This window comes from Neochlamydia sp. TUME1 (genome assembly GCF_000813645.1).
Lineage (GTDB): Bacteria > Chlamydiota > Chlamydiia > Chlamydiales > Parachlamydiaceae > Neochlamydia.
Map to the genome: position 1 here is coordinate 12,301 of NZ_JRXI01000133.1, position 27,000 is coordinate 39,300.

Below are 27,000 nucleotides of genomic sequence, written 5' to 3' on the forward strand. Positions count from 1 at the left end.
AATAAAATGAGCCCTAACTCCACCCATCTTGAAGACTTACCTAATGAAATACTCACCCCTATTTTAAAGGCCTGCGCTAGCCCTTCTTTATCTAGCGTTTGTATAAAATGGCATCATCTACTTGCTACGGAGGTAATGCCCTCTCTTTATGAGCAAATAGGTAAAATTCACTTTTCTAAAGGGAGTGCTACTGAACAAGCTCGTATTTTAGATAAGCTTTATAAGCTAGAAGCTAAGCTCTCTAAGCTAGAAAAGATAAATAAAATCTTTAAAAAAATCTTTACTCAGGTTAGCACTCTTTCTCCTCTAGATTTCAAAGGAATACCAGAAGAAAAGAAATATTTTACTTTGGCTAATTACTCCTTTTATCTCGTAAATATTAATCGCCTCTTAATTTGGAAAAAATTTCCAGGGGGAAAGGAATACTTAGAACAAGAAAAAATTAAGCATTTGCCTTTAGTAAAAAAAGGAGAGCTTTTTAGAGATTGGATTGAAAGTTGTAGCAAAAATATTACCCTGTTAGATTTAGAAAGAAGTGGCGTGACCTTTTTACCTTTAGAAATAGGACAGCTTTCTAAGTTACAAGAGCTTTTCTTACAGAATAACCAGCTTACCTCCCTTCCTGAAGAAATAGGGCAGCTTTCTCAGCTACAAGAGCTCGACTTAAGCAACAACCAGCTCATCACTCTTCCTGCAAAGATAGGGCAGCTAACACAACTACAACACCTTGGCTTAAGCAATAACCAGCTCACCACTCTTCCTGCCGAAATAGGACAGCTTTCTCAGCTAGGGAGCCTTAACTTAATTAATAATCAGATTCTCACTTTTCCCAGCGCGATAGGAAGGCTATCTCAGCTACAAGAGCTTTACTTAAATAACAACCAACTCACCTCCCTTCCTAAAGAAATAGGGCATTTGATTCAGCTAAGGAGTCTTTACTTAAACAGCAACCAGCTTACTACCCTACCTGCTGAGATAGGGGAACTTGTGGGGCTAGACGAACTTTACTTAAATGACAACCACCTCGCCTCCCTACCAGCAGAGATAAGGCAGTTATCACAACTCCAAACACTATGCTTAGATAAAAACCAGCTAGCTTCCCTTCCAGCAAAGATAGAGCAGCTTTCTCAGCTGCAAACGCTTTCCATAAATAACAACCAACTAACTTCCCTTCCTATAGAAATAGGGCAGCTTTCTCAGCTGCGAATACTTTTCTTAAATAATAACCAGCTAACTTCCCTTCCTATAGAAATTGGCCAGCTTTCTCAGCTGCGGACGCTTTCCTTAAACAACAACCAGCTTACCACTCTTCCTGCAGAAATAGGGCAGCTTTCCCACCTGCAAATACTTTACTTAATCAATAACCAACTTACCTCCCTTTTCCCCGCAATAGGACAGTTATTTTCATTGGAATACCTTGAGTTAAATTACAACCAGCTCACTGCCCTTCCGATAGAAATAGGGCAGCTCTCTCAGCTGCGAACGCTTTCCTTAAATAACAACCAGCTTACCGCTCTTCCTGCAGAAATAGGGCAAATATTCCAGCTAGAAGACCTTAACTTAGAGCACAATCAACTTACCTCCCTTCCTATAGAGATCACACGGTTATCTAGATGGTTAACTCTTAATTTAGATGAAAATCTACTCCAAGATATTTCAGGGGAAATAAAACAGCATTTTAGGTTGTAGCTGCCAAAGCTTGTTTCTCCATTACTTAATATGTTAAAGACAGGCAGAGCTGTTTAGAAAAATATAAAATATAGATAACCTTTAGCTTGCTATAAAGTCATTTACCCCGCGAAGGTTCTAATTTTATTTCGGTGGGAAGCCAGAAAGGTTTTGACTTATAAGAGAGGATTTTGCTGGAGAAATGCCTTTTTTTTAAGTCATTCTTGCTAAAAACAACTCAAACAATAAGAAAAAAACATGTCTGAATAGGAGATAAGTTAACTTCAGATCCAATTTACTCAGCACTTTACTGATAAAACCAGCTCTACTTTTTAAGCAGGGTAAGGTTTTATTGAAAAGACTCTTCAACAAGCAACAAAAATTTTTATTTTTAGAGCTCGCTTTTTCTGATATGGATTTCTCAATGCCGTTAGCAAAAAAAGCATCTTACATGCTAAAGTCAAACATTTAAAGAATTCAAAGTAGGAACTATGACATCTGTTCAAGCCCAAAAAGATTATGAAGCCTTGCATGAAAAGTCCCGTTATAGTCGAATTTTAAGTGGAATAACATCTATATTAGACTGGGATCAAGAAACTTATATGCCCTACGCCGCCTCCGCTATTCGCTCCGAGCAGCTAAAAGTACTTGCAGGAATTATTCACAAATCCAAAACCTCTCCTGCATCTGCCAAATCTCTTGCAAAGCTTATCGACCTTGAGACGGGTAAAACAATTGCTAAAGGATTAAGTGCTCAGCAAAAGGCTGCTTTGCAAGTTTGGAGAAGAGACTACCAACAAGAAAAATGTCTTAGTGCCAATTTTGTAGAAGAGTTTACTGCTACTACGTCTCAAGCCATCATGGCATGGCGTACCGCTAAACAGCAGAACAACTTTTCTATTTTAGCCCCTTATTTAGAAAAAATCATTTACATGAATCGCAAAAAAGCAGATTTACTAGGCTATCAAGATCACCCTTATGATGCCTTATTAGACCTTTACGAACCTCACACCTCTACCGCTGAAGTGGCTACTATCTTTGCAAATTTACAGAGCTCACTCACAAATCTTCTAAAAAAAATTAAAAGTTCTAAAAAAATAGACAACAGTTTCCTATTCGGAAACTTTGATCCAAAAAAACAGCTAGAATTTGGACATCAGCTGATGAACGCGATGGGCTATGATCAGAGTAAAGGGCGACTGGATATATCTTCTCATCCCTTCTCTTCTGCTAGCCATCCTACGGACAGCCGTATCACCACTCGCCTACACCCTCATTCATTAATGAGCAGCATTTCTGCTATTATGCACGAGGCGGGCCATGGATTATATGAAATGGGATTACTTCCAGAACATTATGGAAGTCCGTTAGGAGAAGCTGTTTCTTTAGGGCTCCATGAAAGTCAATCAAGATGGTGGGAAACTCGTATTGGACAGAGCAAGCCTTTTTGGAAGCATTTCTTTCCATTATTACAAAAAATGTTTCCTCAACAATTAGAAAAAATTTCAATACCTTCATTTTATAAAGCAATTAATAAGGTGGAATCCTCATTGATTCGTGTTGAAGCGGATGAAGTTACCTATAGCTTACATATCATTTTGCGCTTTGAGCTAGAAAAAGCGCTGATTGAAGGTTCTTTATCAGTCGATGAAATCCCTGAGGCATGGAATGCTAAGATGCAAGAGCTCTTGAATTTAACCCCCTCCAATCCTGCGGAAGGATGCCTTCAAGATATTCATTGGTCAACGGGTTCTTTTGGCTATTTTCCTACCTATACCTTAGGTAATCTATACGCCTCTCATCTTTTTTCCGCTTTTGAAAAACAACACCCTGATTGGCAAGAACAGGTTTCTAGAGGAGACTTACTATTTATAAAAGAATGGCTTAATCTGCATGTTCATCGTTATGGCAGACAATATGATAGCAAAAAGTTGCTAAAGCTTGTAACAAAAAAAGAGTTTAACGAGGAGGCCTATATAGATTATTTGTACAACAAATATAAAAGCATTTATAACTTCTAAAATAGATCTATAAAACCAATTTTAGCAAATCTTAACAAGCGATTTAACTAAAACTTGCGCTTCTCATAAGCTCACGTGGGAGCTACCTTAGGATTTAATTTTTAGTGTCTAAAAGAGAAGATAAGAAGAAACGTCAAATAGCCTATAAGATAACTATAAAAAAGTTAAAGATCTGCAGATAACCTTAAAGACATGATGAAATGAATTCAATTTTTTCTAGCCCCATTGAAAGGCTTCCTAATGAAGTACTAATTCCTATTTTAGAGCATTGTGCTACACCCTCTTTGTTTAGTGTTTGTAGACGCTGGCAGCATCTTTTAACTACTGAAGTCATGCCCTCTTTATACAGAGGAATAATTAAGCTACATTTTCCTTCAAGTTCAAGGTATGATAGCATCCCCACTTGTATCCTCAATAAGCTTTACCAGATAGAAGAAAACCTTCCCATAGTAAAAAAGGTAAGCTCAATTTTTCATCAAATTTTTATCTTAGCTACCTCTCTCTCCCCTTTTGAGTTTAAAGAGAAAACTGAAGAAAAAAGGACTTTCACTTTGAGTAATTATTTTTCTTACCTTTTAAATATTAATCGCCTTTTAATTTGGAAAGAAATCCCTGATGGGGAGGAATTTTTAAGCCAAGAAAAAATCAAGCAGTTACCCCTAAAAGAAAAGGGAGAGCTTTTTAGAAAATGGATTGAAAATCATAAAAAAGATATTAAGTATTTAGATTTAAATCTTAGTGGATTGACCTATTTACCTCCCGAAATAGGACAGTTATCTCAGCTTCGTATTCTTTACTTAAGCGAAAACCAACTGACCACCCTGCCGGTAGAGATAAGCAAGCTATTTAAACTTCAAAATCTTAACTTAAGCAGCAATCATCTCAACACCCTTCCTACTGCTTTAGGACAGCTGTCTCACCTGAAATGGCTTAACTTAAATAATAACAAGCTTACCTCCCTTCCACCCGAGATAACACAGCTCTCTTGCCTACAGTGGCTTTGCCTAAACAGCAATCAATTAACTTCTCTTTCAATTAAGATAGAACAGCTACCTCAGCTGCACACGCTTTATTTAATGGACAATCAGCTAAATACACTTCCTCGATCGGTGGGACAGCTCTCTCAGCTGCAATGGCTCGATTTGGAGAAAAATGATTTCGCCTTTCTTCCACCTGAGATAGGACAGCTCTCAAATCTACAGGATTTAAATATAAGCAATAACAAGCTTACTTTCCTTTCTTCCACGATCGGACAGCTTACTCAACTGCGCTGGCTTCGCTTAAACAACAACCAGCTCACATTCCTTCCTTCAGCAGTAGGTCATCTCTCTCAGCTATACACCCTTTATTTAAGCCATAACCAGCTCACTTTTCTACCGGAAGAAATAGGTCAGCTTTCCAGATTGCAAGAGCTTTACTTAGACAATAATCAGCTTACCCGCCTTCCTATTTCAATAGGCAGCCTACCTCAGCTACAGATCCTCTATTTAAACGACAACCAACTGAAGGTTCTTCCGGAAGAGATAGGCCAGCTCCCTCAGCTACAAGAGCTTTACTTAGACAACAATCCCCTTACCCTTCTTCCGGCCTCAATAAGCAGCCTACTACCTCAGCTGCGAAACTTTGAGATAAGCGAAAACTTATTAAAATGTATTCCAAAGGATTAAACAGCATTTTCAGCTTTAAAGAGACAAAAATGGCCTTCATTTAATTAAGATCCATTCCCTCTTAAGCAAAGAAGATTTAAGCCAGCTACATCTTGTTTATTACCCATACTAGATGAGGAAGAAAGTTTCTGTAAGACCATGCTTTAAGTGATTGATTTAAGTTTAAGGAAAAATCAACGCTGAAAATAAGAGGGAGAGAAAATTTTAAAATTAAAAGGTGAAGTTTGCCAACAGACATTCATAAGCTCCCCCTTTCGCAAAGCAACTTTTTTTTAAATCTAATAAAATCCATCTTCATCAAAGGATAGCCCTACTTAAAGAATCGCGGATTTTCAAATATTTAACTTGCACAAATAACTTTCTATCAGCTATAAGATACCATTCAGATTTTAAGGAAGAGTGGCAGAGTGGCCGATTGCGTCTGTCTTGAAAACAGAAGGCCCTTCACGGGGTCCGTGGGTTCGAATCCTACCTCTTCCGACCTTAAAATGATCAGGAAGTGCAATAGCTTATCAAAGAGCTCACGCAGTGCTATGATCGCCTTTTTATCTTTCAATTCCAAGTTCGAAAATAATACCTTTTAAAGAAATTGCGTCTGCATAACCAAAAAAGAAATTAGCCTTTTCCCAGACTGATTCTTTTCGTAAAAACAAGCTTTTTATTAAGCATATGATTACATAAAGAGTGGCTCTAAAGCGTATAAGGATAGCTTAAAACCTCTCTTTTGCCTTATTAATCCAGCTTAACATCCGCTTAATCCTTGATAAATAGATCCAACAATTCTCTCTTATAGGGATAGGTACGGACTTTAGAATTTCTTTAATAATGTGCAAAAGGATAAGGGTAAAGCATCCTCTTATACAATCTTAGAAGTACAAATAAACGCTTCAGAAAAAGAAATAAAAAATGCACATAAAAAAATTATTTGCATTATCATCCAGATAAGGATCCAAAGAGATCCGATGAAAGTGAGTCGAATTACGCAATTAGAAAAAAAGAGGGAGAGGAAAAATTTAAAGAAGTCTCGCGGACATTTGCAACTTTAACAAGAGTTAGGCTTAGCTTACCTAAGAGGTCATTGAAAATCCGCATTAATTTTTGTAGCTTCTTCAAGAATTGCCAGTATCTCTATAGCACAATAAATTTTATCGCGTCTAGTACTGTTGATCTGTTTGATAATTTTCGCTTCCTCCAGCTTTTGTATACCCCTTTGGGCTGTACTATAAGCGATTTTAAGTTCTTCTGCTATTCTGTTCGTGGTAAGATAGGGGTTCACTGCAAAGTGTTCTACAATCAGTACAGGAACATTAGATGTGCTGCTTGCAACCTGCATTTTCCATTTATTCAACAAGTCATTGATTCTCTCTACCCGCGACAACACATCTTCGGTTTGCACCGCGATGCCATTCAAAAAATAAATCAGCCATTCATGCCATGTGCCTCTAGCACTCACGTTATAAAGCTGCTTATAATACTCATCGCGTGTAGCTTCAAAAAAGGCACTTAAGTACAAGATCGGTGTTGGCAACATTTTTTGCTCAATCAACAATAATATAATTAGCAGCCGGCCAATGCGTCCATTTCCATCCAAAAATGGATGAATGGCTTCAAATTGATAATGGCATAGGGCAGTATGAATTAAAGGCGGAAGCTGCCTTTCATGTAGAAATTTTTCAAATTCACCTAAGCAATCCATCAAGTGATCTGGTGGAGGAGGAACGAATTTGGCCGTATTGAGCGTACCACCTGGTGTTCCTATCCAGTTTTGGCTACGCCTAAATTCTCCAGGGGTTGCATGTGCCCCTCTAACACCTTGCATTAAATGGTGGTGAATTTCTTTAATGAGCCTCAATGACAGAGGAAGATCTCCTAATCGTTTTATCCCGTAATCGAGGGCTACAATATAATTTTGCACTTCCCGGAGATCATCGGGGTTTCGTTGCACACTAATCCCGACGCTAGCTGCTAGTATTTCTCCAATAGTTGCTTGAGTACCTTCGATTTTGCTCGAAAGAACAGCTTCACGGGTAATAAAGGGTCGCATTAATAGATGAGGATTGGGCAATTTGCCTCCTTCTCGAGCCAATTTACCTAATAAAAAATCCGCGCGTGACAAGGCACTTACTATTTGGGTGTTCCACTTGAATGGGGGTGGTAGTGGATTTGGTACAAAAGCTTTATATCCACTTAAAGATTTTATAATTTGTCCGGCAGGTGATTGTAGTATGTCCATTCATTCCTCGGTAGCTATAGGGATACACTAGCACTTATTATCGAAAATGTCAATATTCGCTAATAACAAAGATCTTTATAATCACCCTTGGGAATGAGACTGCTTATTATTCTCGAACTATTTAATTTTCGATAATAAGGTCGATGCTTTTCATCGCTAGTACAAATAAGACCGCTTTCTGTTACCAAAATTTGGGTTAAGCTGCAAAAGGAAGCAATTCCTTAGAAGATCGTTGTATGTTTTACGTCTTATCTTGTGCGCATTTATCCAGCTATTCTTTACTCTTTAGCAGGATCTCCCTAATGCTTGCTCTCTTCACTGTTCTTAACTTACTCCTCTGTTACTAAAAATCTTATTTAAATGGTAGTAGGAAAACAAGTGCGCACCGATTGAGTGTGCTCTAACACATCTATTTTTAAATCCACATATTGATCTTTACGTTTAATCAATAACCAATTTCTATTTTTTTCTTTTTTCCATTGCTGCAAGACAAAACCACCTTTTAATTTATGGCCATGCAACTCTATCTCTAAGTGGCCCTTTTCTAAACCTTTTAAGCAAGCATTCTCAATATCCTTTTTGGCCTTCATTCCCGCTAAAGTGTAAATCCCTTCATCCCAAAGAACCACTTCTCCTGCTCCATAATTCCCTGGAGGAATAACTCCTTCAAAATGACGATAAGCTAAGGGATGGTCTTCTACACGAATAGCTAAACGTTTATTGTAAGGATTAAGGGAAGGACCCTTGGGGAGAGCCCAACTTATAAGCACGCCTTGACATTCGATTCTAAAATCATAATGTAAATGAGAAGCTGCATGTTTTTGTATACAAAAAATGGGTAAGCTACAACAAGGGTCTAGAGACAGCTCTGGCACAGGGATAGCAGGCGTTTTAAATGTCTTTTTTTGCTGATAAGCTTTTAATATCATTCTATTCTCGCTTAATGATTAAACTTTTTTGGCCAGTTACCCGAGTTTATTTTTAATTAATCCTCATTAAAATTAAGAAGGTAGAGCTATTGGCTTTAATTAAACCTTTTTTCTGTGGGCTTTTGCTCTTTATCCCCCTCTCTCTTAATTTGTGTATAGCCATTTAAATATCATTAAGGCTGTAAAATCAAAGAATGAGCCATAAGTTTTTAAGAGCTTTAAATTTTTTAAAGGGAATATATCAAGTTAGAGGCGGAGAAATTAAGGATAATCACAAGATAGGCAGCTGAAGCTACTTCTTATAAAACTTTTAAGAGCGCTAATGCCTACAGCCATAAATAAACCTTCCTTTATCCCTTAAATTTATAATTTTTAGATAATTTTTTTTACCTTCAATTAAGAGCTTACAGAGATATTAAAAGCCGGTATTTTTTAAAGCATTTTTCCACACCTAGCATGTCGTACTTCCGAAAGCATGCTAAGCATGCTTTCGGAATAACCTCTTAATTGATTATTTAGAGGCCTGCTTATTTATCCCTGAAGTAAACATCGAACCTTCAGCAAGCTTGGTCAGCTTTTTGTCGGTACTGGCTTCTTCTTGCAAGGTCTCATCCAAAAGGTTTACTACCTCGTCTAAACTCAGCCATGCCGCGTGGGCTTTTGCCGTCCCGTAACCAGCAATTTCATAGTGCTCGATTTTTTGGGCGGCACCGATCAGGCCAGCATCTTTTAGATCGTCGGGAGCATGAATTTTTATAATCTCCTCGCCCTCAGCAATCATACCTTTCATCGCCTTGCAAACGGTAGTATGACTAACTTCTGCATCTAAGTAGGATAAAGCAATTTCTAACCGCTTAACCTGCTGTTTAGTTTCTTGCAAATGCTTTTCAAAAGCTGCTTTTAGCTCAGGATGAGAAGCGGCTTTTTGCATGAGGGGCAAGGCTTCCACCATTTGCATTTCCCCACTTAAAAGGTCTTGTAACTCATAGACAAGTAGATCTTCCATACTAGTAAGCTTCATATTTACCTCCCTAAGTGTGTGCTTTCATTTTTCCATTTACTTAATTCTTTTTCTGCTTGGTCTTTTTTATAACCATAATTTTTTTCCAAGCTACCTAACATTTGCTCCCAGCTTCCATCAATCCTCAAAAGATCATCATCAGTCAATTTGCCCCATTTTTCCTTAATTTTCCCTTTGAGCTCATGCCAACTACCTTCGAAAAATTCTTTATTCATTTTTTCTCCTGTATAGTTAAAGGTTTAATCAGATTTTATTAAGTTAGGCTGGATTTACGGCTTTTATCCGTAATTACTTTTAGAAGAATTTTTTTTGCTAGTGAACGATGTGTTGCAGATTTACGTGCTGTACTTTTCTTTTGCGCTATCATGAGACTCCTTTTATTAACCTTATAGAGGTTAATTTTAATAGTTTTCTTATGTTTCGAATGTTTTCATCCGAAAGGCGACAAAATTTTAAGCCCTACTTAAGTGTACTCAAATAGGGTAGACGTAATTTAAATATGGCAAATGTAACCTTGAAGGTCAACATTATTTTAAGCAATTTTACGAATTTTTTAAAGCATGACAGCTTTTCTAGGAAAAAAGGTAAAAATATACTGCTCACTTTAGTGAAAGTGAAGGATCATTTTTATTTATTCTTTCCATTTTCTTGAAAAAGATTGTGTTTTGAATCTGTTTTTTGGCAAGATATTTGCTCCAGGAAGAGTGGCAGAGTGGCTGAATGCGTCTGTCTCGAAAACAGATTTACTCGTAAGGGTAACGGGGGTTCAAATCCCTCCTCTTCCGATTTATTTTTTAAACCCTACAAGTGATTAATTGTGATAGCAATCATTTTTTCCATCCATCGTTTTTTGAAAAGAATTTTTTAAATTCCCAAGCACGATATAGTAAGTGGACGCCCCCTCTTCAGGAGTATAAATTATACAAATGATTAATGGTTGCCCTAAAAAAGTTGAAAAGTTAATACGGCCGGCTCTAAGCATTTTTAAATGGGATAGAAAAATAAGAGATGAATAAGGCCACATTCCGGCTTACTCTTAGCTTACTTCTCTATTTATCAAAGCCCCAGGCTAAATTTAGAGCTTATAGTCATTAAAAATTGTATTCCTTTACAATTTTTGCTTATTAATAGGGTCTTCTCTCCTTTTGATACAAAGGAAGAAGCGCTATTTTAGCCTGAAGGATTTATATAAATAAAGGAAAGGTGTTGGCCCGAGTTTTAGCCTCATTTCTTTGGAAAAGCCGTTTATTGAATATAAAGATAAAGCTGGCGATAAAAAGAGTTTAAATCAATAAGAGCATACTCTTTTTGTTTGATGTGTGTTTCCATTTTTTTACATATTTCACAAGCCATGAAGCGACCATAAAAGCCTGCACTGCCTGCTATTTTGTGGACAATGAATTGTAATTCTTCCCAAGCAGGCTGATGGGAATTATTTTTGATTAGCTTTTCTATTATGCCTAATTTTTCATAGCTAGAGATCTCATAAGCCTTCATTAACTGCTCTGGAATTTCTGCTACCCAGTCGCCTTTAAGTTTTTCGTAAGCTTCAAGCTGGCATAACTGAGCTAAGAGATAACGAGCTTCTTCAGAACTCATCATCTTTCCTGCTATATAACGTACTTTTTGAGTTGCTTTAAGCTCCTGCAATAATGAAACACTAGGCAAATCATCATAAGCTAAAGAAAAGGAAAGTTGATCAACCGTAGCTAGCTGCTCGCAGTGAGAGGAATTGAAAATACAGGCATACGAGCTTTGATCCCTCATTCTTTCTTGCGCCTGGTCAAACGTCATTACTCCATTTACGCGCACCCCTAAAGCTTCCCCCTCTCTTTTTATAAAATTACAAAAGTTTTTATCCTGGTCGACACATAAAACCTGCATGAATACTTTCCTTACAATTTAGCTTATATATTGTGTTATGAAAAAGATTACTCCAAGCTTTATCTTGACTACTTATAAAGCTTGCTCGCTGGCTCCCCTGCAGCTTATATGGCCGCTCAATCCACCACTAATTGGCTGCTTGAATGATGTTTTTAAGCTTCATGCTAAAACTGAGGTTTTCTTGACAGCCTCTCTCCCCAAACAAGCTCTATAACTTTGGGGTGGGCTGCGGCAGTAAAGCACAAGATCTATTTGACAATTAACATTCTTATAACATAAAATGCATCTATTAATTTTTTGATTTAAGTATTATGTATGAAAGCCTCATTGAATAAACCTGTTTACCCACTGATTCCAGGTTATTCTTCATTCTTTTCCTCCCTTTTTCTTAGCTTGTTACGCTAAAAAACTTAATTTTTCTTGCCAATGGTATGAAATTAAGGAAAATCATTTAAAAGATTAGAAAATTTGCTGACCAAGGAACTTTTTATATGTCGCAACCGCAAACAACCACCTGGAAAAGTCAGTCGGGATACGTATGGTCCTTAATAGGATCTGCAGTAGGCTTTGCCAATATTTTAAGCTTTAGTGCCCAAGTTTACAAAAATGGAGGAGGCGCATTTTTAGTCCCCTATATCCTTGCCGTTTTTATGTTAGGCGTTCCTATGCTCATGCTAGAAGGCCTTATTGGTTATACTTGGAAGCTGCCTATTGTCTCTGCTTATAATAAAGTATTAGGGAAAAAAGGAAAAGTGCTCGGCTGGCTCTCTGTGGTTGCTTGCTTAACAATAGGCGCCTTCTATATTGTCTTAACGGCTTATTCTGCAGCCTATACCTATTTTGCTGCCTCTAAACAGATCCCTTCTGACTCTAAGTCATTTTTTTTTCAAGAATTCTTAAAGACGACTGAAAGCATTCATCAATTAGGGCCTTTATCTTTTCCTGTCTTAATCGCTACAGTATCCATGTGCCTATTAACTTATCTTGTTATGATAAGAAATGTTAGAGATGGGATTGAAAAAATATGTACCTTATTCATGCCTTTACTAGCTTTTATCATGACAGCATTTGCCATTACTACTATGTTTCTTCCAGGAGGATTAGATGCTTTAAGACATTATCTATCCCCTGATTTCTCTCGATTAAATGACCCTACGCTTTGGCGTGATGTGTTTGGCCAGCTGTTTTTTAGCCTTTCTTTAGGTCTAGGAATTATTGTAGGCTACTCCCGTCATACTGATCAAAAAACGAATATAGCCCAGGCAATGTTTTGGGTAACCTTAGGAGACTTTGCTGTTTCATTCATTTCCGGCTTAGCAATTTTTGGATGCCTAGCTCACATCAGCCATATACAAAAGGTTCCATTTGAGCAAATTCTTTCCTCGGACTCTACCTTTGAAATTGGTTTTATCTTATTTCCAAAAATCTTGCAATCTTTTGGTGAACATTGGGCTCAGATGGTAGGTACAATCTTTTTCTTCTGCATTTTCATAGCTGGCATTACGGGAGTATTTTCTATAGCAGAAAGCATTGTAGGCAATGTAGAAAAAGAATTTACGCTATCACGTAAAAAAGCTGTCACTGTCACTATGTCGGCACTTCTTGGCATGGCGGTCCTCTTTTGTTTTGGTAATGCCTCGCATATTATCGATGCCCTTGCCCCCATGGTTTTAGGCATCAATATGTTGATTGGAGGGATAGCCCTCATTATTACTTTCCAATATGCTTGTCCTGCTTTGCGAGAAGATGCTATTTGGTATAATGGCTCTCAAGCTAGCTTCTTCTCTGTATCACTACGCTATGTAGGCCCTCTGCTGCTCACAATCATTTTATTTAGCAATCTGTGGCATGAATTCCATACTCTTGACTTATCATCTTTCATTCGCTGGCTCTGGTTCACGATTGCTTTAATAGTCTCTGTGCTTATGGCTTATCAAAGGAAATGCCAGCCTACACATGCATAAAGGGAATAAATATAGAAGAGACCCAGGGCTATACATTCCGAGCCAAGAGCAACATCTCTAACCTATCCCCTTTGCATAAAACTTTAACAGGTGTTGAATCGTTTAGGCTATTTGGAAAAAACGCTTATTATGTCAGCTTACACAGCTTTGTCTAAGCAAATTATTCAGATGCATAGTTGCTAACGTAAGAGCCATTAAGCAAAAATATTTTTCCTTAGGACTCTTACATTGAAGTGCTTCTAGGATAGCTGCTACTAAGATATAAGCGGCATAACAATTTTTAGGAAGTTTATCCTCGCTTTGTATTTCTCTACCTGAGGAATCTAATAGTATTAATGTGATTTAGAGTTCTTTATTGAGTATATGATTACGTAAAGAGTTGCTCAAAAGTATAAGATTACTCTTTTGGGACTGCTTAGTGTTACACCCGCCCGATTATAGCTTGAAAAGTATCGTAAAACTGGTTGGCTTAAATAAAAAAAATTGGGTAGCAGGATGGAGTTATCCACAGAAAAATGAAATGATTGTCACTTTTTAAACAAATATATTTTAAAAAGGGACAAAAAGCCTGGAAATTGAAGTTGCCCACCCATTACTAGAAGACTTTTAATCCAGAAATATCTGCCATCGAATAAATAAATTAAAAGATTTTCCAAGCCCTTGTCATTTAAATTTAGCGTACAATAGGAAAAACTATAATAGCCGGTCTTAAGTTAAAATACTTCCTATTGTACGATGGCAAAGGAGCTTAGCTAAATTATTTTTCAATAGGCTAGCTTACTTAGAAGTCTTCTTTCCCTTAGGGGCTTCTTCAACCGATGGATTTAAATAATCTACATCCGTGGGAAATTCGTCATAATTCACATCAGTCACGTATTTACTATAATTTTGCGTAAGCTTACGAGTAGTCTGCGAAGAACTTTCTTGAAGAACAAGCTTTAATGCTTGCAGGTTGTTAACTTTACGATTAGTAACAGCTAAAGGGGCATAACGCTCTACAACACGAGAGGCAGCTCCTCGGGATTCTATAGCAGTACTACGGAATACGGACCCTGTTATGCTAGTCATACATTTTCTCCTTAGAAAACATGTTTTTAATATAAATTATTAATTCCTTACTTGGCTGTCTTTTATCCAGAAGAGGGATTTATCTTTTTAGCTTAAAGAATTAAAAAGCATAAGTATTTAAACTTTCTGCTTAATTTAACCATAATTCATTGTTATCAAAAAATCAACTTTATTCTCTTCTCTGCATCATTTATAGTAAATTCAAAACAGAACAATTTTTAAAAAATCAATCTTAATAAATGCCTTGCTAAACATTAGTGCAGCTGTAAGCAGGCACGGGATATACCAAGCTTTGGATGCGATTCTGCAGGCATCTACAAAGTCAAAAATGCTTGCAAATAGCTTTCATTTCAATTTAGCGTACTTTTTGATTTTCATTAAATCCTTAACTTCAAAGGCTTAAGGAGCTCTACCCCCGTGACCGCTTACGATAGCTTTAATTCTTTATAGTGCTTTACTGAAGCTACAACTATTCTTGCATAAGGGTCAAATTCTCTCCTTACTCCTGCAATATTTTTATCTACCTGAATTACATCCATACGCTTGAGGCCATGCATACTCATTAAATTATCAATTTGTACAGAAGTAAAAGCTGTTTGGACATGGTGGCCCTCTTTACGTTTCACTACCGTTAAAAACATATCTCCTACTTTTTCTTTAGCCAGAGAAAAGCTTTTACTTCCTGCCATTCTCTTTATATTTTCATCATATGTTGTATAATTGAATATAAATAAATCATTTTCTTTCATCAATCGAGAAGTGGATTTAAAGAATGCAAGCATATCTTGAGGCTCAATAGCAGATAAAAACCTTATGGCTATTATAGCTTTGTTTCTTTCATGGGAACATTCAAATAGTTTTTTTAAAGCAAGATCTGCTTTTTCATGCATAAATTTTATATGATCTGCTTGCACCACATAGCGATTAAAAAGGTTTGCTAGCTGGATTCCTGGGTGAATATCTATTCCCGTATAATCATGTATGTTTACACCTTCTTTAGCTAAGTGAAGATTGAAGAGAAAAGCATCATTATGACACATGCCTCCTACTTCGATAATGGAGGGAGGCATAGGGTATTTCATGTGCAGAATAGCTTTAGAAAGCTGATCTGCAATATAGGCAGCTGAAGGAGAAGAATATGTATGACTAGAACCTGTCAATGCTTCAAACTTAACAATTTTATAATTAGCCCAACGATTTTTTTCACCTGCTTGAGGTTGCATGGGCTCAGGAAAAAAATATTTTAATAATTCTAGTACATACTCAACATCCTCTTGACTATTTTTAAAGATAGGAAGACCCTTTTTTTCAAAAAAATCTAATCGCTCTTTGTCCTCTAAATTTTTTAGAAGAATTTTCGTTAAGTCTTCATAATAATTTTCTGGTTTTTTGTCTTCTTTATAATAATTAATAAGCCGCTCTTGCCACCTTCCAGGTAGCCGTGTCGTAAAAGAGCGAGTACATGAATAGCTCATAGATATTTTACGCCTTAGAAATGAAGAGTAAGAAAAATCACTAAGTAAACTAGTACTAGAGGGCCCTATAATTTTTAAATATGAAGAAGAAACGGTTATATTCCCTTTTTTTAATGAATCAGGCTTTATTAAACTTAACGGTAAAGCTCGACTGCTTAATGAGCGAATTGGATAATGACTAGGAAAAGAAACTGTATTCATTTGTATTTTACGCCTTTAAAATTATTAGTTGAAAACTACCCTTGTAACTTTCTTTTTTAGATCTAAACTTTTAAGAAAAGAAGAAGAAATGATGTAATTTAATTAAATCGCTATATTTTTCTGCTTAACTTTAAAATTTGGTTTATTTTTAAAATTAAATGATAGATAATACCTTCTTTATAATATATAATCAACCATAATTTTTCTTACTGTCTTATATGGCTATTTATATTTGACTGACTATCAAACGGATAGAGAAAGTTAAGGACAAAAAGGTCTTTATTGTTTTTTAACCCACATTCCGCAAGTTAATTTCCCTCGTCATCTAATTTATGCCAAAGGGAACTAAAACAAGTAAAACATGTCTCATGGTAGGGTTTAAACTAAGGATTAATTCTTGTATGTTTTTATATAAAAAGTCTAAGGTAAAAGCCAATCCATTAATTATCATTAACTTGACACTTTTCCTCTGATCATAATCGCTCTGGGATTTGAAGAGACCATATGGACTATCATCATCCCTCATGTAATTTTGTTACCTATTGCAAAATATTTTTAAGATGATTAAGACCCGTGCTACTCTACTTTTCCATCGTGTATGTTCTTACTTTCTTTGCTTTGAAAAGAACAAGATTAGCCTTTTCTAAAAAAATTTGAAGCAATTTCCAGTCTCAATAAAATAATATCAGGGAATCGCTACAACCTGCCGAATGTGGGATTGCGGCCATATCCGTAGTATAAAAAGACTTTTTAAATAAGGAAAACCTTTGAAAAAGAGGCGCACGGTGCTTAAAAAGTCCCGGCGCCTAGGTTTATTCACGATCTGAATTTGAGTTCTACATGATTAATAAGGAAAAGACAAAAGCAAAAAGAGAAACCGATTCGATAATACCGATAGCAGCAAAGCATTTACCAAATAAGGAAGGCTCTTTTAAAGTAGCTTGAATGCCTGTCGCGCAAACTTTACCTTGATAAATAGCGGAAAGCATGATGGCACCACCAGCACTTAGTCCAATAATTACCGCTGATAAGGGAGAAAGTGTCCCTTCTTGAATAGCTCTGCTCATTAGCAGCATCTCCAAAAAACCGTAGATACATTGTGAGGAAGGAGCAGCAGACATACCAATAAACTTACCGTGTCCTTCTTCTGTTCGGCTCATCGCCGCATGAGAAGCAGCGCCTGCAATATAACAGCCAATACAACTGCCAATCAAACTAAGTCCAAGAGCTATTGCAGGTCCTGCCATGCTAAAATCCATGATAATTCTCCTAATTGATGATTGAAAATGTTAATCTTTATCTTTGCTTATAAGGCGTAAAGGATTGAATTTTTTGCCGCCACCTTCGAATGAATAGTGATACCACTCAAGAAAATTAAGACGTAAGCCATGAATGACACCCCCCATAATGCTTAAGACAATATTAGTCGCATGTCCGAGTATAAAGAGAACTGCACCTATGGCAAAGAAAGTAGCACTGGCAAATTCATTAATGGTAGAGCTAACCATTGCTCCTGCTAAGCCAAGAGCGTAAATACGTAAATAAGACATCGCATCGGCAAAAATTTGGATAACGGTCATAGGCTCAAGAAAACCTTTCCAACGATGTTGGCATAGGCCTAAAATAAAGGCTACCAATATTCCTCCGCCGACAAGATAGACTCCACCTTCCCCCACTGATTTGGGCACGCCAAATGCAAAATGAATAATTGAGGTAGCATTCAGGTAATGAGGAATATACAGATAAGCACCAAGCATAAATATTACCCATCCTATAGCACTCCAATTACGATCTAGATATCTAAGGAGGGAAAGAATGATATGAATGACTCCGACCATTAAAGCCATCTCGAAAAGGATATTATCGTAGAATCTAAAATACATCGGGTGCTCAACTTTTCCTTTCTTGATTACCGTGGCATTATCAAAAAATTCTGTGGGTGTTTTAGATTCTTTTAATTTAGGAATTTCTTGGACAAATTCTTCATATACATCATCTTTATGATAAAAATGATACTCCCCTTTTTTTTCTACCAGCCGATGGATTAAAGATATCTTTCTGATAGGACTGTTAATATCTAGATGAATGCCAAAATATGAAGCCGTCAAGGCACCCCAAGCCATACATGCTACACTTAAGATGAGAGCAAGCTTCCATATACGATGCCCTAAGCCTTTCAAATTGGCATATTTATAACGGATGAATAAGGCCATCAGTAAAAAGATCAAACCATACCCCGCATCGCCCACAATCATCGCAAAAAAGACGGTAAATGATGTTAAAACCCACCAAGAGGGATCTTTATCAGTAGAGGAAGGTGTGTCATAAATATCAACTAGATCTTCTCCAATCTTCTCATACCCTGTATTCTCAAGGTAGGTGGGAATAATTTCGCCTGGCTCTATAGCGACTTGTTCGATATGCACATCCGTTGTTTCGGCCAATAGCCTTAAATCAGCTCTTTTATCTACAGGGATCCATCCTGTAACGGCAAATAAAAAGCCTTCCAATGGCTCCGAGGAATAGCTTGCCGCCGCCTGAAGATGATAGCTATTAAATCTGAATAGTAGAACGCGATGTAAAAAACTGTTATATTTAGCATAATCCTTGAGGCGATGTTCAACGTTGCGGATCTCTTTTTTAAGGAAAACTAAACGTTTTTTTAATTGGCTTGCCGTATGAGGAATCTGCATCTCACTCAAACCGTCATACTGAAGCGACTCTTTGCTGATAGAGATAAAGTAATCTAGGCCATGATGATTACTATTAATAACAAACAACTCTTGCGGAAGATCCTCGCGTTCTGCGGTTCCAGTTTTAGCAGCAAAAAATTGTATAGTTCGTTTTCCTTCTCTTTCAATAAAAGCTATATCCTCATGAGAAAAATCTCCAAACGCTTCAACACGTATAATTTCAAGATGGGTCAGCCTTTCCTCTTCAGTAAGCTTAATTAATTCCTGATTTAGCTGAAGGATCTCGTTAACCCAATTATCAGCAAGCTCATATTCTTCTACTTCCTCCTGTTCCATTAAAGGCAAGCCGCGTAAGATCTTTATAGCAGCTAGCGTCTCTTGAATAGAAGAGGGAAGCTCTTGTGTGCCTGAAGGACGAGGATTAATAAAATGAATAAGCCCAGCTTTTTGAGCTTCCTCAAAAAAATAAGCCCGCTGCTCTTCTAGACCGACAATAAGAAACTTTTCTAGGTCAACTCTCATAGCTGTTCTCCTGCTTGAAGAGCTCTTTGTTCTAATAAATGCTTTTTATGGCCCTCAATTTTAGATTTAGCCACTTTAGCACGCGATACGGCAGCAAGCAGTTGATCTCCCAGAAATACTTTGATTTTTTTGATATTACTAAGAGCTCGTGGGATAAGGATTTTTTCAAAAAGATTTACGCGAATAGCGACTTCACGTAATTCATTTTCTAAGGCGGCTTTCTTTTCCTGGGCAATATCAATTTTTACCTGAGCCTCTGCTAAGCCGCGCACACCGAGCACTACTCCATCTAACCAAGGTGGGGTGTCAAATAAAGAGTAATGAAAATCAGCAAAATCAATCCCTTCAAAATAAGGGACTTCCACTCCAGCAATATTTTCATAATGCTTATGGATGGCCAGTATGCTTGCAGCACCCATTGGGTCAATTTCTGATTTGTCAGACAAGAGCTCTGCATAGCTTTTAACTTCGAGGCGCAATGAATGATAGTGATGTTCTAATTTCAAAATTTCAGAACGCGCTTCATTGACTTCAATTTGTAGCATGGCTTTTTTAAGCTGGAGCGTAGGCAAGTATTTTTGTAACTGCGCTAGCTTATTTTGCTGCATTCTAAGTTCGTTTTTCGTTAACTTAAATTCGGCCAACTTTCACTCCTACATTATTTAAGCATCTATCCCAGCAGATTCGATAGCCCACAATCCAAACACGTTAAAAAATTAACGAGCAAAAAAAAGAAGGTCACAACATTTTTAACCGTTTAAGTTGTATTGTTGTAAATAATTTTGCCAGCTAATTTTACTCCCTTCTTTCTGCCTTTATCCTATCTCTGTCCCTACATTAGAAGGCCAATATTTGGTCACTAAAGCTTGTTTAATACCGATTTCCTCGGATTTGAAACATTCAGCTAGAATACGCCATCCTAAGTCCAAAGCTTCTTCGATAGTAAGATTTACTTCTAATTTCATCATACGCTCTTCAAATAACTGCGCATAATGAATCAGCTGCTCATCCCAATGAGAGAGTTTAAAACCCATGCCTTGACGCTCTTTAGCTTTCTTAGATTCTGCGTAAAGCCGAATCATGCCATTGGCTAGATCCCCATGATCTTCTCGAGTCACATGGCCAATCACTAGCTGCTTTAAGCGAGAGAGTGAGCCAAAGGGATCAATTTGACGATTATGAAGATAAAACTGGCCTTCAGTAATATAGCCCGTATTGTCAGGTACTGGATGAGTCACATCATCTCCAGGCATCGTGGTAACTCCTACAATAGTGATAGAGCCACTCCCTTCAATTAATACAGCTTTTTCATATCGAGAAGCTAAATCAGAATATAAGGAGCCTGGGTAGCCTCTATTTGAAGGAACTTGGTCCATGGTGATGGCTATTTCTTTAATCGAATCGGCAAAAGAAGTCATGTCTGTTAGCAAAACTAGAACATGTTTGCCCTCAATAGCAAATCTTTCAGCGCAAGCGAGAGCCATATCTGGTACAAGCAAACACTCTACCGCCGGATCTGTAGCCCGATGGATAAACATAACGGTTTTATTTAATGAACCTGAAGCCTCAGCATTATCAATAAAGGCTTGATAATCTTTAAATGTAAGCCCCATGCCCCCTAAAATCACGACGTCTGCATCGGTTTGATTAGCAATGCGCATTAAAAGAGGATTATAAGGTTCGCCTGCCACTGAAAAAATGGGTATTTTTTGGGATTTAACTAAGCAGTTAAAGACGTCGATCATGGGGATGTTAGTACGTACCATTTGACGAGGGACGATTCTCTTGACAGGATTAAATGAGGGAGTACCAATGTTGATACTTTCACCAAAAATTTCTGGACCTCCATCAATGGGAAGGCCAGAACCACCTAATCGACGTCCTAAAAGAGCATCACCAAAAGCAGCTTGCATCTGGCGCTTTAAAAAAATCACTTTATCCTGAGTAGAGATACCGCGCGTATTTTGAAAGACTTGTAAGGTCACCCGCTCTCCCTCAATCCGTAAAACGGAAGCATAGACGCTACGTCCATCTTGCAAGTCAATTCGTGCTAACTCTCCTAAGCTGACATCCGTCGCGATAAGAGTAATCAGATTTCCCCGCATGTCATTAATTCTTTCATAGACTTTTTTCATCTCAGCTGACCTTTTAGTTTGCTTTTTCAATAAGTTGCTCAATACGAGCAAATGTTTCACGATAGTGGCTTGAAGTTGTCGACATAAAATTCATATTTTTTATCTGGTTCTGAAGGCTGAGAAAATATTGGCGTGCCTCGTGATGAGTAGTAAATCTAAAGGGCTTGCCAAAAATTTTGTTGATTAATTTAAAAGTAGCAATCTGCCTTTTGAGAGGAGAATAAGCATCTTCTTTATCAAAAGCATTTTGTTGTAAATAAGCAAAATCATAAAGTTCGGCCTTCAGGAAGATCACCATGTCTTCAATCGCGGTGCCCTCCTCGCCGACTACTTCCATACGCTTACCAATTTCATAGCCTTTGCGTAAGATCATCTCCGCTGTCTGGACCATCTCTCCCCACCCTTCACATTCCTCGTCAAGTTCCTGACTTACTTGATCGATATATTTAGACCAAGAGATCAAAGGATCAATCGCTGGATATCTTCGAGAATCAGAACGTTCCCTTGAAAGACCTAAAAACGCTCCTACAACCGCTAAAGTTGCTTGGGTTACAGGTTCTTCAAAGTTACCTCCTGCAGGTGATACAGCTCCTCCAATAGTGACCGAGCCTTGCTTTCCATTTTTTAAAGAGACAGCTCCTGAGCGCTCATAAAAATCAGCAATACGAGAGGCTAAATAGGCAGGAAAGGCCTCTTCGCCAGGAATCTCTTCAAGCCGTCCAGACATCTCTCTTAGAGCTTGCGCCCAGCGAGAAGTAGAATCAGCTAACAGAAGAATATCTAAGCCCATTTGACGATAATATTCAGCAATGGTAATACCCATATAGATTGATGATTCGCGTGCCGCAACAGGCATGGAAGAAGTATTACATATAATTACTGTACGAGTCATTAAAGTTTGATCGGTATGGGGATCGATTAAATGAGGAAACTCTCGCAAAATTTCTACCACTTCGCCTGCACGTTCCCCGCAGGCTACCAGAACAACGATGTCTACGGAAGAAAATTTTGAAAGATGATGCTGAAGTACTGTCTTACCTGCTCCAAATGGCCCTGGGCTGCAAAAAGTGCCTCCTTTCATCAACGGAAATTGTGTATCAATAATTCTTAAGCCCGTGTCCATCATTTTAGAAGGTTTAATCTTTTCACCCTCAAACAGTGAATTTTTAATCGGCCATTTTTGTACCATTGTAAACTGATGCTCATGGCCGTTTTCATCTGTTGCCTTAGCTACTACAGTATCAATACAGTAAGTCCCTGGCTTAATGACCCAAGTGATTTTATATTTTCCAAAATGGGAAAAAGGTAACATGATATGATGCTTGAAACGCTCTTCAATCGTGGTGCCTAGGGTATCTCCTCTTGTTAGAACATCGCCTATCTTAGCTACAGGTAGATACTCCCAATGGCGTTGTCTATCCAAGGCAGGAAGATAGACTCCCCTTGATAAAAAAAAGCCTGCTACATCTGCCACATTTTCCAAAGGATTTTGAAGACCATCTAAAATAGAGGTTAACAGGCCAGGGCCCAACTCAGCTTCAAGAAGCTCTCCCATGAATCTAACGGGAGTGCCATATTCAATCCCCATTGTATCTTCATACACTTGAACTTTAGCTTCGTTTCCAATAATTTCAATTACCTCTGCCTTAAGCTCAATGCCCTGCACCTGAACCATAGCTATCTCGCCCTGACGAATATGACCTTCAAATTGCACCTGCAGTAAGTTGCCAAATGCTTTAACAACTTTTCCTTTACTCGAGCTTATTTTTTCTTGTTCTACTGTTGTATTAGCGGTCATAGTTTTCCTTTAATGATAGTATCCACAATTTGTAATCCCTGTTCTTTGTCTAAAGCACTCCACTTCTCAACGAGAATAAAGCTAGCTAGATAAGCTAATATGCTATCAAAGGAAAAGACATTTAAGCTTCTTATCTTTTCAAGGGTTTTTAAACGATATTCATTTAATGCTTTTTGTAAAGCTAAAGGAGTATTATATTTCTCATCCAGAATGGTTTTTAATTCCTCAAAACCTGCTGGAGGCTCAAATGTTTTAGAATCTTTTTGAGAAATTAATTGCACCACTATATCTTCCTCGAAATTTTCAAATTGAAGCTCTTTAGCCATATTGCGTTCTAATCTTTTTGCTCTATAGGCGGTTAGAATGAGTCGTAAGTTTCTCTCAAAACTAAGGTAACTTTTTAGAAAGCCTTGAGTGCTTGCCACCTCTTCTCTGAAAAAAGCTGCCATAAGCTGCGGAAAATGATCAATACGAGCTTCTTTGCTCTCATAGCGCTCTAAATATTCCATCATATAAGAAGGAAATAAAGCTGCCTCATCTACTATGGTTTCTTCTAGCTCGTTCAAGTCTAGGTTACCATATTTATCGATAGGTTCTTTTTTTAGATAAGAACGAATATTAAGGAGATCATAATAACGCCTTAAAACTTGGGTTTGAGCATAGTCAGCTTCAGACAGATTATCCACTAGCAATCTTTGCAAATCTCTCCAACTTATATCAGGCTTTTCACCTAAATGAAGAGGAGGTAATAATGTTCCTACAAAATAATATTGACGATTCATAGCGCTTAACTACCAAAAAAGAATTTGCGAAAGTCTTTACGTACATAACGTGAGATTAAATCTTTCAAAGTTTCATCACTCATATCGATTGTTAAGCTTTTGTCAATGAATTTTATTCTTACTCCGCCTTTAAAATCTCCTACCACCACGCTTTGATCTTTCAAGCGCTTAAGGATACCATCAGCTAGTAAATCATTGACTTCTTGAGTAGAGACAGTATGCGGCACAACGACCGACAAATCTCCGGCTAGTCCTTCCTTCTCTATGGCTTTTATCAAAGCAGCAATTAGATCAGCGATCACTCGGGGGTTAATCGTTGACTGATTAAGTAGCGTATTGAGTTGATCATTAAAAAGATTATGCTCGATTGCTTGCTTGAGGGCTTCTACAGATTGCTTAGAGGCTTGTTGTAGAGAGGAATGGAATACATGACGTTCTTGTTCAAGAGTTTTACGTCCAGCCTGAATTAAAGTTTCCACATGTTTTTCGGCTTCTTCAATGATATGATCAGCTTTTTGCTCAGCTTCTTGGATGATTTTTTTAGCTTCTTCTTTTGCAGGTTCTAAAATCTCGCTTCTTAATTGCTCGGAAATTTTTTTTATTTTATCTTGACCTTTTTCTAGTGTCTTCATTGTACTCATCCTCTAGCGGTGTTATCTCTCATTATATAAATCTGACAGCTTTAAAAAATAAAGATGCCAAAGGGGAAAAGAGCCATTGTTATTCGGAATGTTATTTTGCTTACTTAGATTTTTTCAAGACATTTTGCTCGCTAAAAATATATCTGCCATGGTAATAAATTATCTAGTTTCTCCTACTTAAGGACCTATGAAAAAATTATATAAATTTTTACACTCCATTTCTTTAATAGGTTTGAGTCTAACTTTACTTAGCCGATTAGAGGCCGTTGAAGAATTGGTCTCTTCAAGAATAGGCCGCAGTTCTGACTCCCCTAGTATAGCTATTTTCATTCCACCCAAGGGATGGCTGGCAGCGGACCAAGAGGCTTTATCTTCGCATATCAAATATATGGTAGTTGGGCCTAAAGTACAAAATGAAATGCCTCCAACCATGAATTTAATGATTGAACCTTATAATGGCACACTTAAGGATTACTTGAAAAGTGTAAAGAGAATTAATGAGGCGCATGGAGATAGTTGGAAAGACTTGGGGATGTTAAAAACAAAAGCAGGCGAGGCTAGTTTATCGCAAGTCGAAATGCGCTCAAAATGGGGCGGAGAAAAACTTATGCATGCTATTATTGTCAGAAACAAGTGCGCTTATGTCCTGACTGCGACTGCCGCTAAAAATGAATTCGGCAGGTTTTATCAGGAGTTTTACAAAGCCTTACGCTCCTTACAGATCTATGATGACATTTTAGATGTTGTAAAAGATCCTATGAAAAAAGCCCATCTTGAAAGTACTTTTGCAAAAATTCAAAAGGCTTTCGAGGCGGCTTTAGCTAAGGCACAGGCTACACCCTCTTTTCTCTCTCAAGCTAACTGGAAAGAGCAAATTTTTCACAACCCTGATTTTCAGAGTAATCATTGGAGCCCATTTAAAACCATGCTAAAAAGCAATTATAATGAGCTCAGCAATGAAGAACAAAACGCTTTAATTGCAAACTATTACACTAAGCTACTGAATTAGAAGGAAAACAGCAAAAGAAAAAGAAGATTTTTAACTTTATATCTCTCTGATACACAAGGAGAAAAAAATTTTTTCCTCAAAAGCTAATATTAAAGGAAAGAAAAAAAATTGCAGAAAATGATTTTATATGCCATAACAGCATTGACGCATATATTTATAATTTTTAACACCAACACCAGGTACCAAAGGAGTACGTAAACATGAAAAAATTCAAAAAGATGATTGCCTTGACAACTCTGTTAGCGATATGTGGTTCCACTGTAGATATCAATGCTCAAGAATATGTTAGCAACGTAGGTGGAATTTGCTATGAAGAATCTCGCCAAGCCCATAGCTTAGCTCCAGCGATTGCACTTGGAACCATTGCAGCTGTTGCTATTATTGCTGTAGCAGTACAGAATAGAAGCCACGGACATGGACACGGCCACGCGCATTAATTTACATCATAATGCATGAAATAATACGACCATGCAAAAAGATTACAAAGAAAGGGGCTCGTCTAGCCCTTTTCTTGCTTGTTTTACTTTCCTCCTGTTCAACATCTATGAGGCAGTGGAAGCTTAAATGCAATAAAGCCTCCTCTTGCGAATTTACAGGATCACGTTTATACCTTCCTCCTGAGAATGAATTTTCTGAAGTAGAGGTAGATATCATTAAAACCTCTCGGGAAAAGTTAATCTACCTTAATGCTAAAGGTTTAGAATTTCAAGCTGAACAAAAAGACTCGTCTGGACACGCTATTCTTCCTGTCGCTATTCATGTGGATGATCAAGAGCACTGCTATTCGGCCTTTCTTCTCCAAGGTAACCAGCGTATTTTATTACCAGAAAAGGCGTGTTCATTAATCATCTCCTCACTTCTTGATCATAAAAAAGTAACAATATTTGTATCCAATCGATCGACCGTACTTACCAACGAGCATTTTATAGCACATTACAGCAAGCTAACTTAGTTCGACATGATTTAAAGAGTGTTTCTTGCTTAAACTAGATTTTGAGAGCCTTTTTTCTCCTAGTTGCTATGATTTCTTTACGCCTAAATCATTTTAAAGCTGTTAATTTCTTGCAAAGTTTGCTATGAAACCAATCAAGCTAGATAACCAACAAGGCCGTCTTTTTAAATCCCGCTTTAGTGATGAACTTAATCCAGATCATCTTCTTATCCAGCTATCCAAATTGATTGGATGGAAGCAGCTAAAAGAGAAGAAAAAAGGCTGAATAACTATTTAGGAAGGCTAATACGCGATTTTGAAAGAAAGACAGAAGAGCAAACCTTTGAGCCAGAAAGTT

Annotated in this window: 22 protein-coding genes and 2 tRNA genes; 10 read left to right on the forward strand and 14 right to left on the reverse strand. The window is 37.5% G+C overall.

Features of this window, described 5'->3' with window-relative positions; translation table 11 throughout:
- The first annotated feature begins 6 nt into the window (after positions 1 to 6).
- The 4 genes from DB41_RS06110 to DB41_RS06125 all read left to right on the forward strand — a co-directional run bounded on the left by DB41_RS06110 (position 7) and on the right by DB41_RS06125 (position 5,836).
- Positions 7 to 1,689 (forward strand): leucine-rich repeat domain-containing protein, encoded by a 1,683-nt coding sequence (locus DB41_RS06110; RefSeq protein WP_052243953.1) that lies wholly within the window; start codon positions 7 to 9, stop codon positions 1,687 to 1,689.
- 470 nt (positions 1,690 to 2,159) lie between these two features.
- A complete protein-coding gene (locus DB41_RS06115) occupies positions 2,160 to 3,689 on the forward strand; it encodes a carboxypeptidase M32 (protein ID WP_039385482.1) in 1,530 nt (509 codons plus the stop codon).
- A gap of 200 nt (positions 3,690 to 3,889) precedes the next feature.
- On the forward strand, positions 3,890 to 5,356 hold the full coding sequence (locus tag DB41_RS06120; protein WP_052243954.1) for a leucine-rich repeat domain-containing protein: 1,467 nt from the start codon (positions 3,890 to 3,892) through the stop codon (positions 5,354 to 5,356).
- Between the two features lie 393 nt (positions 5,357 to 5,749).
- A tRNA-Ser gene (locus DB41_RS06125) sits at positions 5,750 to 5,836 on the forward strand.
- A gap of 595 nt (positions 5,837 to 6,431) precedes the next feature.
- Here the strand turns inward: DB41_RS06125 and DB41_RS06135 are convergent.
- From DB41_RS06135 to DB41_RS06150, 4 genes are all read right to left on the reverse strand, one after another.
- Positions 6,432 to 7,589: a Fic family protein gene (locus DB41_RS06135; RefSeq protein WP_039385485.1), complete on the reverse strand. Its 1,158-nt coding sequence runs from the start codon at positions 7,587 to 7,589 to the stop codon at positions 6,432 to 6,434.
- A gap of 356 nt (positions 7,590 to 7,945) precedes the next feature.
- Positions 7,946 to 8,518 carry a DNA polymerase ligase N-terminal domain-containing protein gene (locus DB41_RS06140; protein WP_039385487.1) on the reverse strand — a complete coding sequence of 191 codons (573 nt, stop codon included), beginning with the start codon at positions 8,516 to 8,518 and terminating at the stop codon, positions 7,946 to 7,948.
- Positions 8,519 to 9,029: 511 nt separating this feature from the next.
- Positions 9,030 to 9,539: a ferritin-like domain-containing protein gene (locus DB41_RS06145; RefSeq protein WP_039385488.1), complete on the reverse strand. Its 510-nt coding sequence runs from the start codon at positions 9,537 to 9,539 to the stop codon at positions 9,030 to 9,032.
- 2 nt (positions 9,540 to 9,541) lie between these two features.
- Positions 9,542 to 9,754 (reverse strand): CsbD family protein, encoded by a 213-nt coding sequence (locus DB41_RS06150; RefSeq protein ID WP_039385490.1) that lies wholly within the window; start codon positions 9,752 to 9,754, stop codon positions 9,542 to 9,544.
- Positions 9,755 to 10,237: 483 nt separating this feature from the next.
- On the opposite strand from DB41_RS06150, the gene DB41_RS06155 reads away from it, so the two are divergent.
- A tRNA-Ser gene (locus tag DB41_RS06155) sits at positions 10,238 to 10,324 on the forward strand.
- A 460-nt stretch (positions 10,325 to 10,784) separates the two neighbouring features.
- Here DB41_RS06155 and DB41_RS06165 read toward each other — a convergent pair.
- Positions 10,785 to 11,423: an Hpt domain-containing protein gene (locus DB41_RS06165; protein ID WP_039385493.1), complete on the reverse strand. Its 639-nt coding sequence runs from the start codon at positions 11,421 to 11,423 to the stop codon at positions 10,785 to 10,787.
- A 491-nt stretch (positions 11,424 to 11,914) separates the two neighbouring features.
- Between DB41_RS06165 and DB41_RS06170 the strand changes: the two genes are divergently transcribed.
- The gene (locus tag DB41_RS06170; protein WP_052243955.1) at positions 11,915 to 13,387 is read left to right on the forward strand and encodes a sodium-dependent transporter; all 1,473 of its coding nucleotides are present in this window, start codon (positions 11,915 to 11,917) and stop codon (positions 13,385 to 13,387) included.
- Between the two features lie 777 nt (positions 13,388 to 14,164).
- On the opposite strand, the gene DB41_RS06175 is transcribed toward DB41_RS06170, so the two are convergent.
- From DB41_RS06175 to DB41_RS06220, 9 genes are all read right to left on the reverse strand, one after another.
- Entirely contained in the window at positions 14,165 to 14,455 is a 291-nt protein-coding gene (locus tag DB41_RS06175) for a hypothetical protein (protein ID WP_039385495.1), read from the reverse strand.
- Positions 14,456 to 14,880: 425 nt separating this feature from the next.
- Positions 14,881 to 15,930, reverse strand: coding sequence for a hypothetical protein (locus tag DB41_RS06180; protein WP_155117597.1), 1,050 nt, complete (start codon positions 15,928 to 15,930; stop codon positions 14,881 to 14,883).
- Positions 15,931 to 16,967: 1,037 nt separating this feature from the next.
- Positions 16,968 to 17,393, reverse strand: a complete 426-nt coding sequence (locus DB41_RS06190; protein WP_039385501.1) for an ATP synthase subunit C — start codon at positions 17,391 to 17,393, stop codon at positions 16,968 to 16,970.
- A 27-nt stretch (positions 17,394 to 17,420) separates the two neighbouring features.
- On the reverse strand, positions 17,421 to 19,346 hold the full coding sequence (locus tag DB41_RS06195; RefSeq protein ID WP_039385502.1) for an ATP synthase subunit I: 1,926 nt from the start codon (positions 19,344 to 19,346) through the stop codon (positions 17,421 to 17,423).
- Positions 19,343 to 19,990 carry a V-type ATP synthase subunit D gene (locus DB41_RS06200; RefSeq protein ID WP_039385504.1) on the reverse strand — a complete coding sequence of 216 codons (648 nt, stop codon included), beginning with the start codon at positions 19,988 to 19,990 and terminating at the stop codon, positions 19,343 to 19,345. Before DB41_RS06200 ends, DB41_RS06195 begins: the two co-directional genes overlap by 4 nt.
- Before the next feature lie 171 nt (positions 19,991 to 20,161).
- Positions 20,162 to 21,481 (reverse strand): V-type ATP synthase subunit B, encoded by a 1,320-nt coding sequence (locus DB41_RS06205; protein ID WP_039385522.1) that lies wholly within the window; start codon positions 21,479 to 21,481, stop codon positions 20,162 to 20,164.
- 13 nt (positions 21,482 to 21,494) lie between these two features.
- Entirely contained in the window at positions 21,495 to 23,279 is a 1,785-nt protein-coding gene (locus tag DB41_RS06210) for a V-type ATP synthase subunit A (protein WP_039385506.1), read from the reverse strand.
- Positions 23,276 to 24,061, reverse strand: a complete 786-nt coding sequence (locus tag DB41_RS06215) for a DUF2764 family protein (protein WP_039385508.1) — start codon at positions 24,059 to 24,061, stop codon at positions 23,276 to 23,278. Before DB41_RS06215 ends, DB41_RS06210 begins: the two co-directional genes overlap by 4 nt.
- A 5-nt stretch (positions 24,062 to 24,066) precedes the next feature.
- A complete protein-coding gene (locus DB41_RS06220) occupies positions 24,067 to 24,693 on the reverse strand; it encodes an ATP synthase subunit E (RefSeq protein WP_039385510.1) in 627 nt (208 codons plus the stop codon).
- 196 nt (positions 24,694 to 24,889) lie between these two features.
- Between DB41_RS06220 and DB41_RS06225 the strand changes: the two genes are divergently transcribed.
- The 4 genes from DB41_RS06225 to DB41_RS11685 all read left to right on the forward strand — a co-directional run bounded on the left by DB41_RS06225 (position 24,890) and on the right by DB41_RS11685 (position 26,928).
- Positions 24,890 to 25,711: a hypothetical protein gene (locus DB41_RS06225; protein WP_052243956.1), complete on the forward strand. Its 822-nt coding sequence runs from the start codon at positions 24,890 to 24,892 to the stop codon at positions 25,709 to 25,711.
- Positions 25,712 to 25,911: 200 nt separating this feature from the next.
- A complete protein-coding gene (locus DB41_RS06230; RefSeq protein WP_039385512.1) occupies positions 25,912 to 26,148 on the forward strand; it encodes a hypothetical protein in 237 nt (78 codons plus the stop codon).
- 11 nt (positions 26,149 to 26,159) lie between these two features.
- Positions 26,160 to 26,663: a hypothetical protein gene (locus tag DB41_RS06235; RefSeq protein WP_039385514.1), complete on the forward strand. Its 504-nt coding sequence runs from the start codon at positions 26,160 to 26,162 to the stop codon at positions 26,661 to 26,663.
- A 124-nt stretch (positions 26,664 to 26,787) separates the two neighbouring features.
- The gene (locus DB41_RS11685; protein WP_155117599.1) at positions 26,788 to 26,928 is read left to right on the forward strand and encodes a hypothetical protein; all 141 of its coding nucleotides are present in this window, start codon (positions 26,788 to 26,790) and stop codon (positions 26,926 to 26,928) included.
- The last annotated feature ends 72 nt before the right edge of the window (positions 26,929 to 27,000 follow it).

Coding starts and splice junctions, on each gene's coding strand:
- DB41_RS06120 (WP_052243954.1), top strand. CDS start 3,890: ATGAATTCAATTTTTTCTAGCCCCATTGAAAGGCTTCCTAATGAAGTA.
- DB41_RS06180 (WP_155117597.1), bottom strand. CDS start 15,930: ATGAGCTATTCATGTACTCGCTCTTTTACGACACGGCTACCTGGAAGG.
- DB41_RS06135 (WP_039385485.1), bottom strand. CDS start 7,589: ATGGACATACTACAATCACCTGCCGGACAAATTATAAAATCTTTAAGT.
- DB41_RS06175 (WP_039385495.1), bottom strand. CDS start 14,455: ATGACTAGCATAACAGGGTCCGTATTCCGTAGTACTGCTATAGAATCC.
- DB41_RS06205 (WP_039385522.1), bottom strand. CDS start 21,481: ATGAAAAAAGTCTATGAAAGAATTAATGACATGCGGGGAAATCTGATT.
- DB41_RS06140 (WP_039385487.1), bottom strand. CDS start 8,518: ATGATATTAAAAGCTTATCAGCAAAAAAAGACATTTAAAACGCCTGCT.
- DB41_RS06110 (WP_052243953.1), top strand. CDS start 7: ATGAGCCCTAACTCCACCCATCTTGAAGACTTACCTAATGAAATACTC.
- DB41_RS06195 (WP_039385502.1), bottom strand. CDS start 19,346: ATGAGAGTTGACCTAGAAAAGTTTCTTATTGTCGGTCTAGAAGAGCAG.
- DB41_RS06170 (WP_052243955.1), top strand. CDS start 11,915: ATGTCGCAACCGCAAACAACCACCTGGAAAAGTCAGTCGGGATACGTA.
- DB41_RS06165 (WP_039385493.1), bottom strand. CDS start 11,423: ATGCAGGTTTTATGTGTCGACCAGGATAAAAACTTTTGTAATTTTATA.
- DB41_RS06235 (WP_039385514.1), top strand. CDS start 26,160: ATGCATGAAATAATACGACCATGCAAAAAGATTACAAAGAAAGGGGCT.
- DB41_RS06230 (WP_039385512.1), top strand. CDS start 25,912: ATGAAAAAATTCAAAAAGATGATTGCCTTGACAACTCTGTTAGCGATA.
- DB41_RS06150 (WP_039385490.1), bottom strand. CDS start 9,754: ATGAATAAAGAATTTTTCGAAGGTAGTTGGCATGAGCTCAAAGGGAAA.
- DB41_RS06145 (WP_039385488.1), bottom strand. CDS start 9,539: ATGAAGCTTACTAGTATGGAAGATCTACTTGTCTATGAGTTACAAGAC.
- DB41_RS06210 (WP_039385506.1), bottom strand. CDS start 23,279: ATGACCGCTAATACAACAGTAGAACAAGAAAAAATAAGCTCGAGTAAA.
- DB41_RS06215 (WP_039385508.1), bottom strand. CDS start 24,061: ATGAATCGTCAATATTATTTTGTAGGAACATTATTACCTCCTCTTCAT.
- DB41_RS06225 (WP_052243956.1), top strand. CDS start 24,890: ATGAAAAAATTATATAAATTTTTACACTCCATTTCTTTAATAGGTTTG.
- DB41_RS06220 (WP_039385510.1), bottom strand. CDS start 24,693: ATGAAGACACTAGAAAAAGGTCAAGATAAAATAAAAAAAATTTCCGAG.
- DB41_RS06115 (WP_039385482.1), top strand. CDS start 2,160: ATGACATCTGTTCAAGCCCAAAAAGATTATGAAGCCTTGCATGAAAAG.
- DB41_RS11685 (WP_155117599.1), top strand. CDS start 26,788: ATGAAACCAATCAAGCTAGATAACCAACAAGGCCGTCTTTTTAAATCC.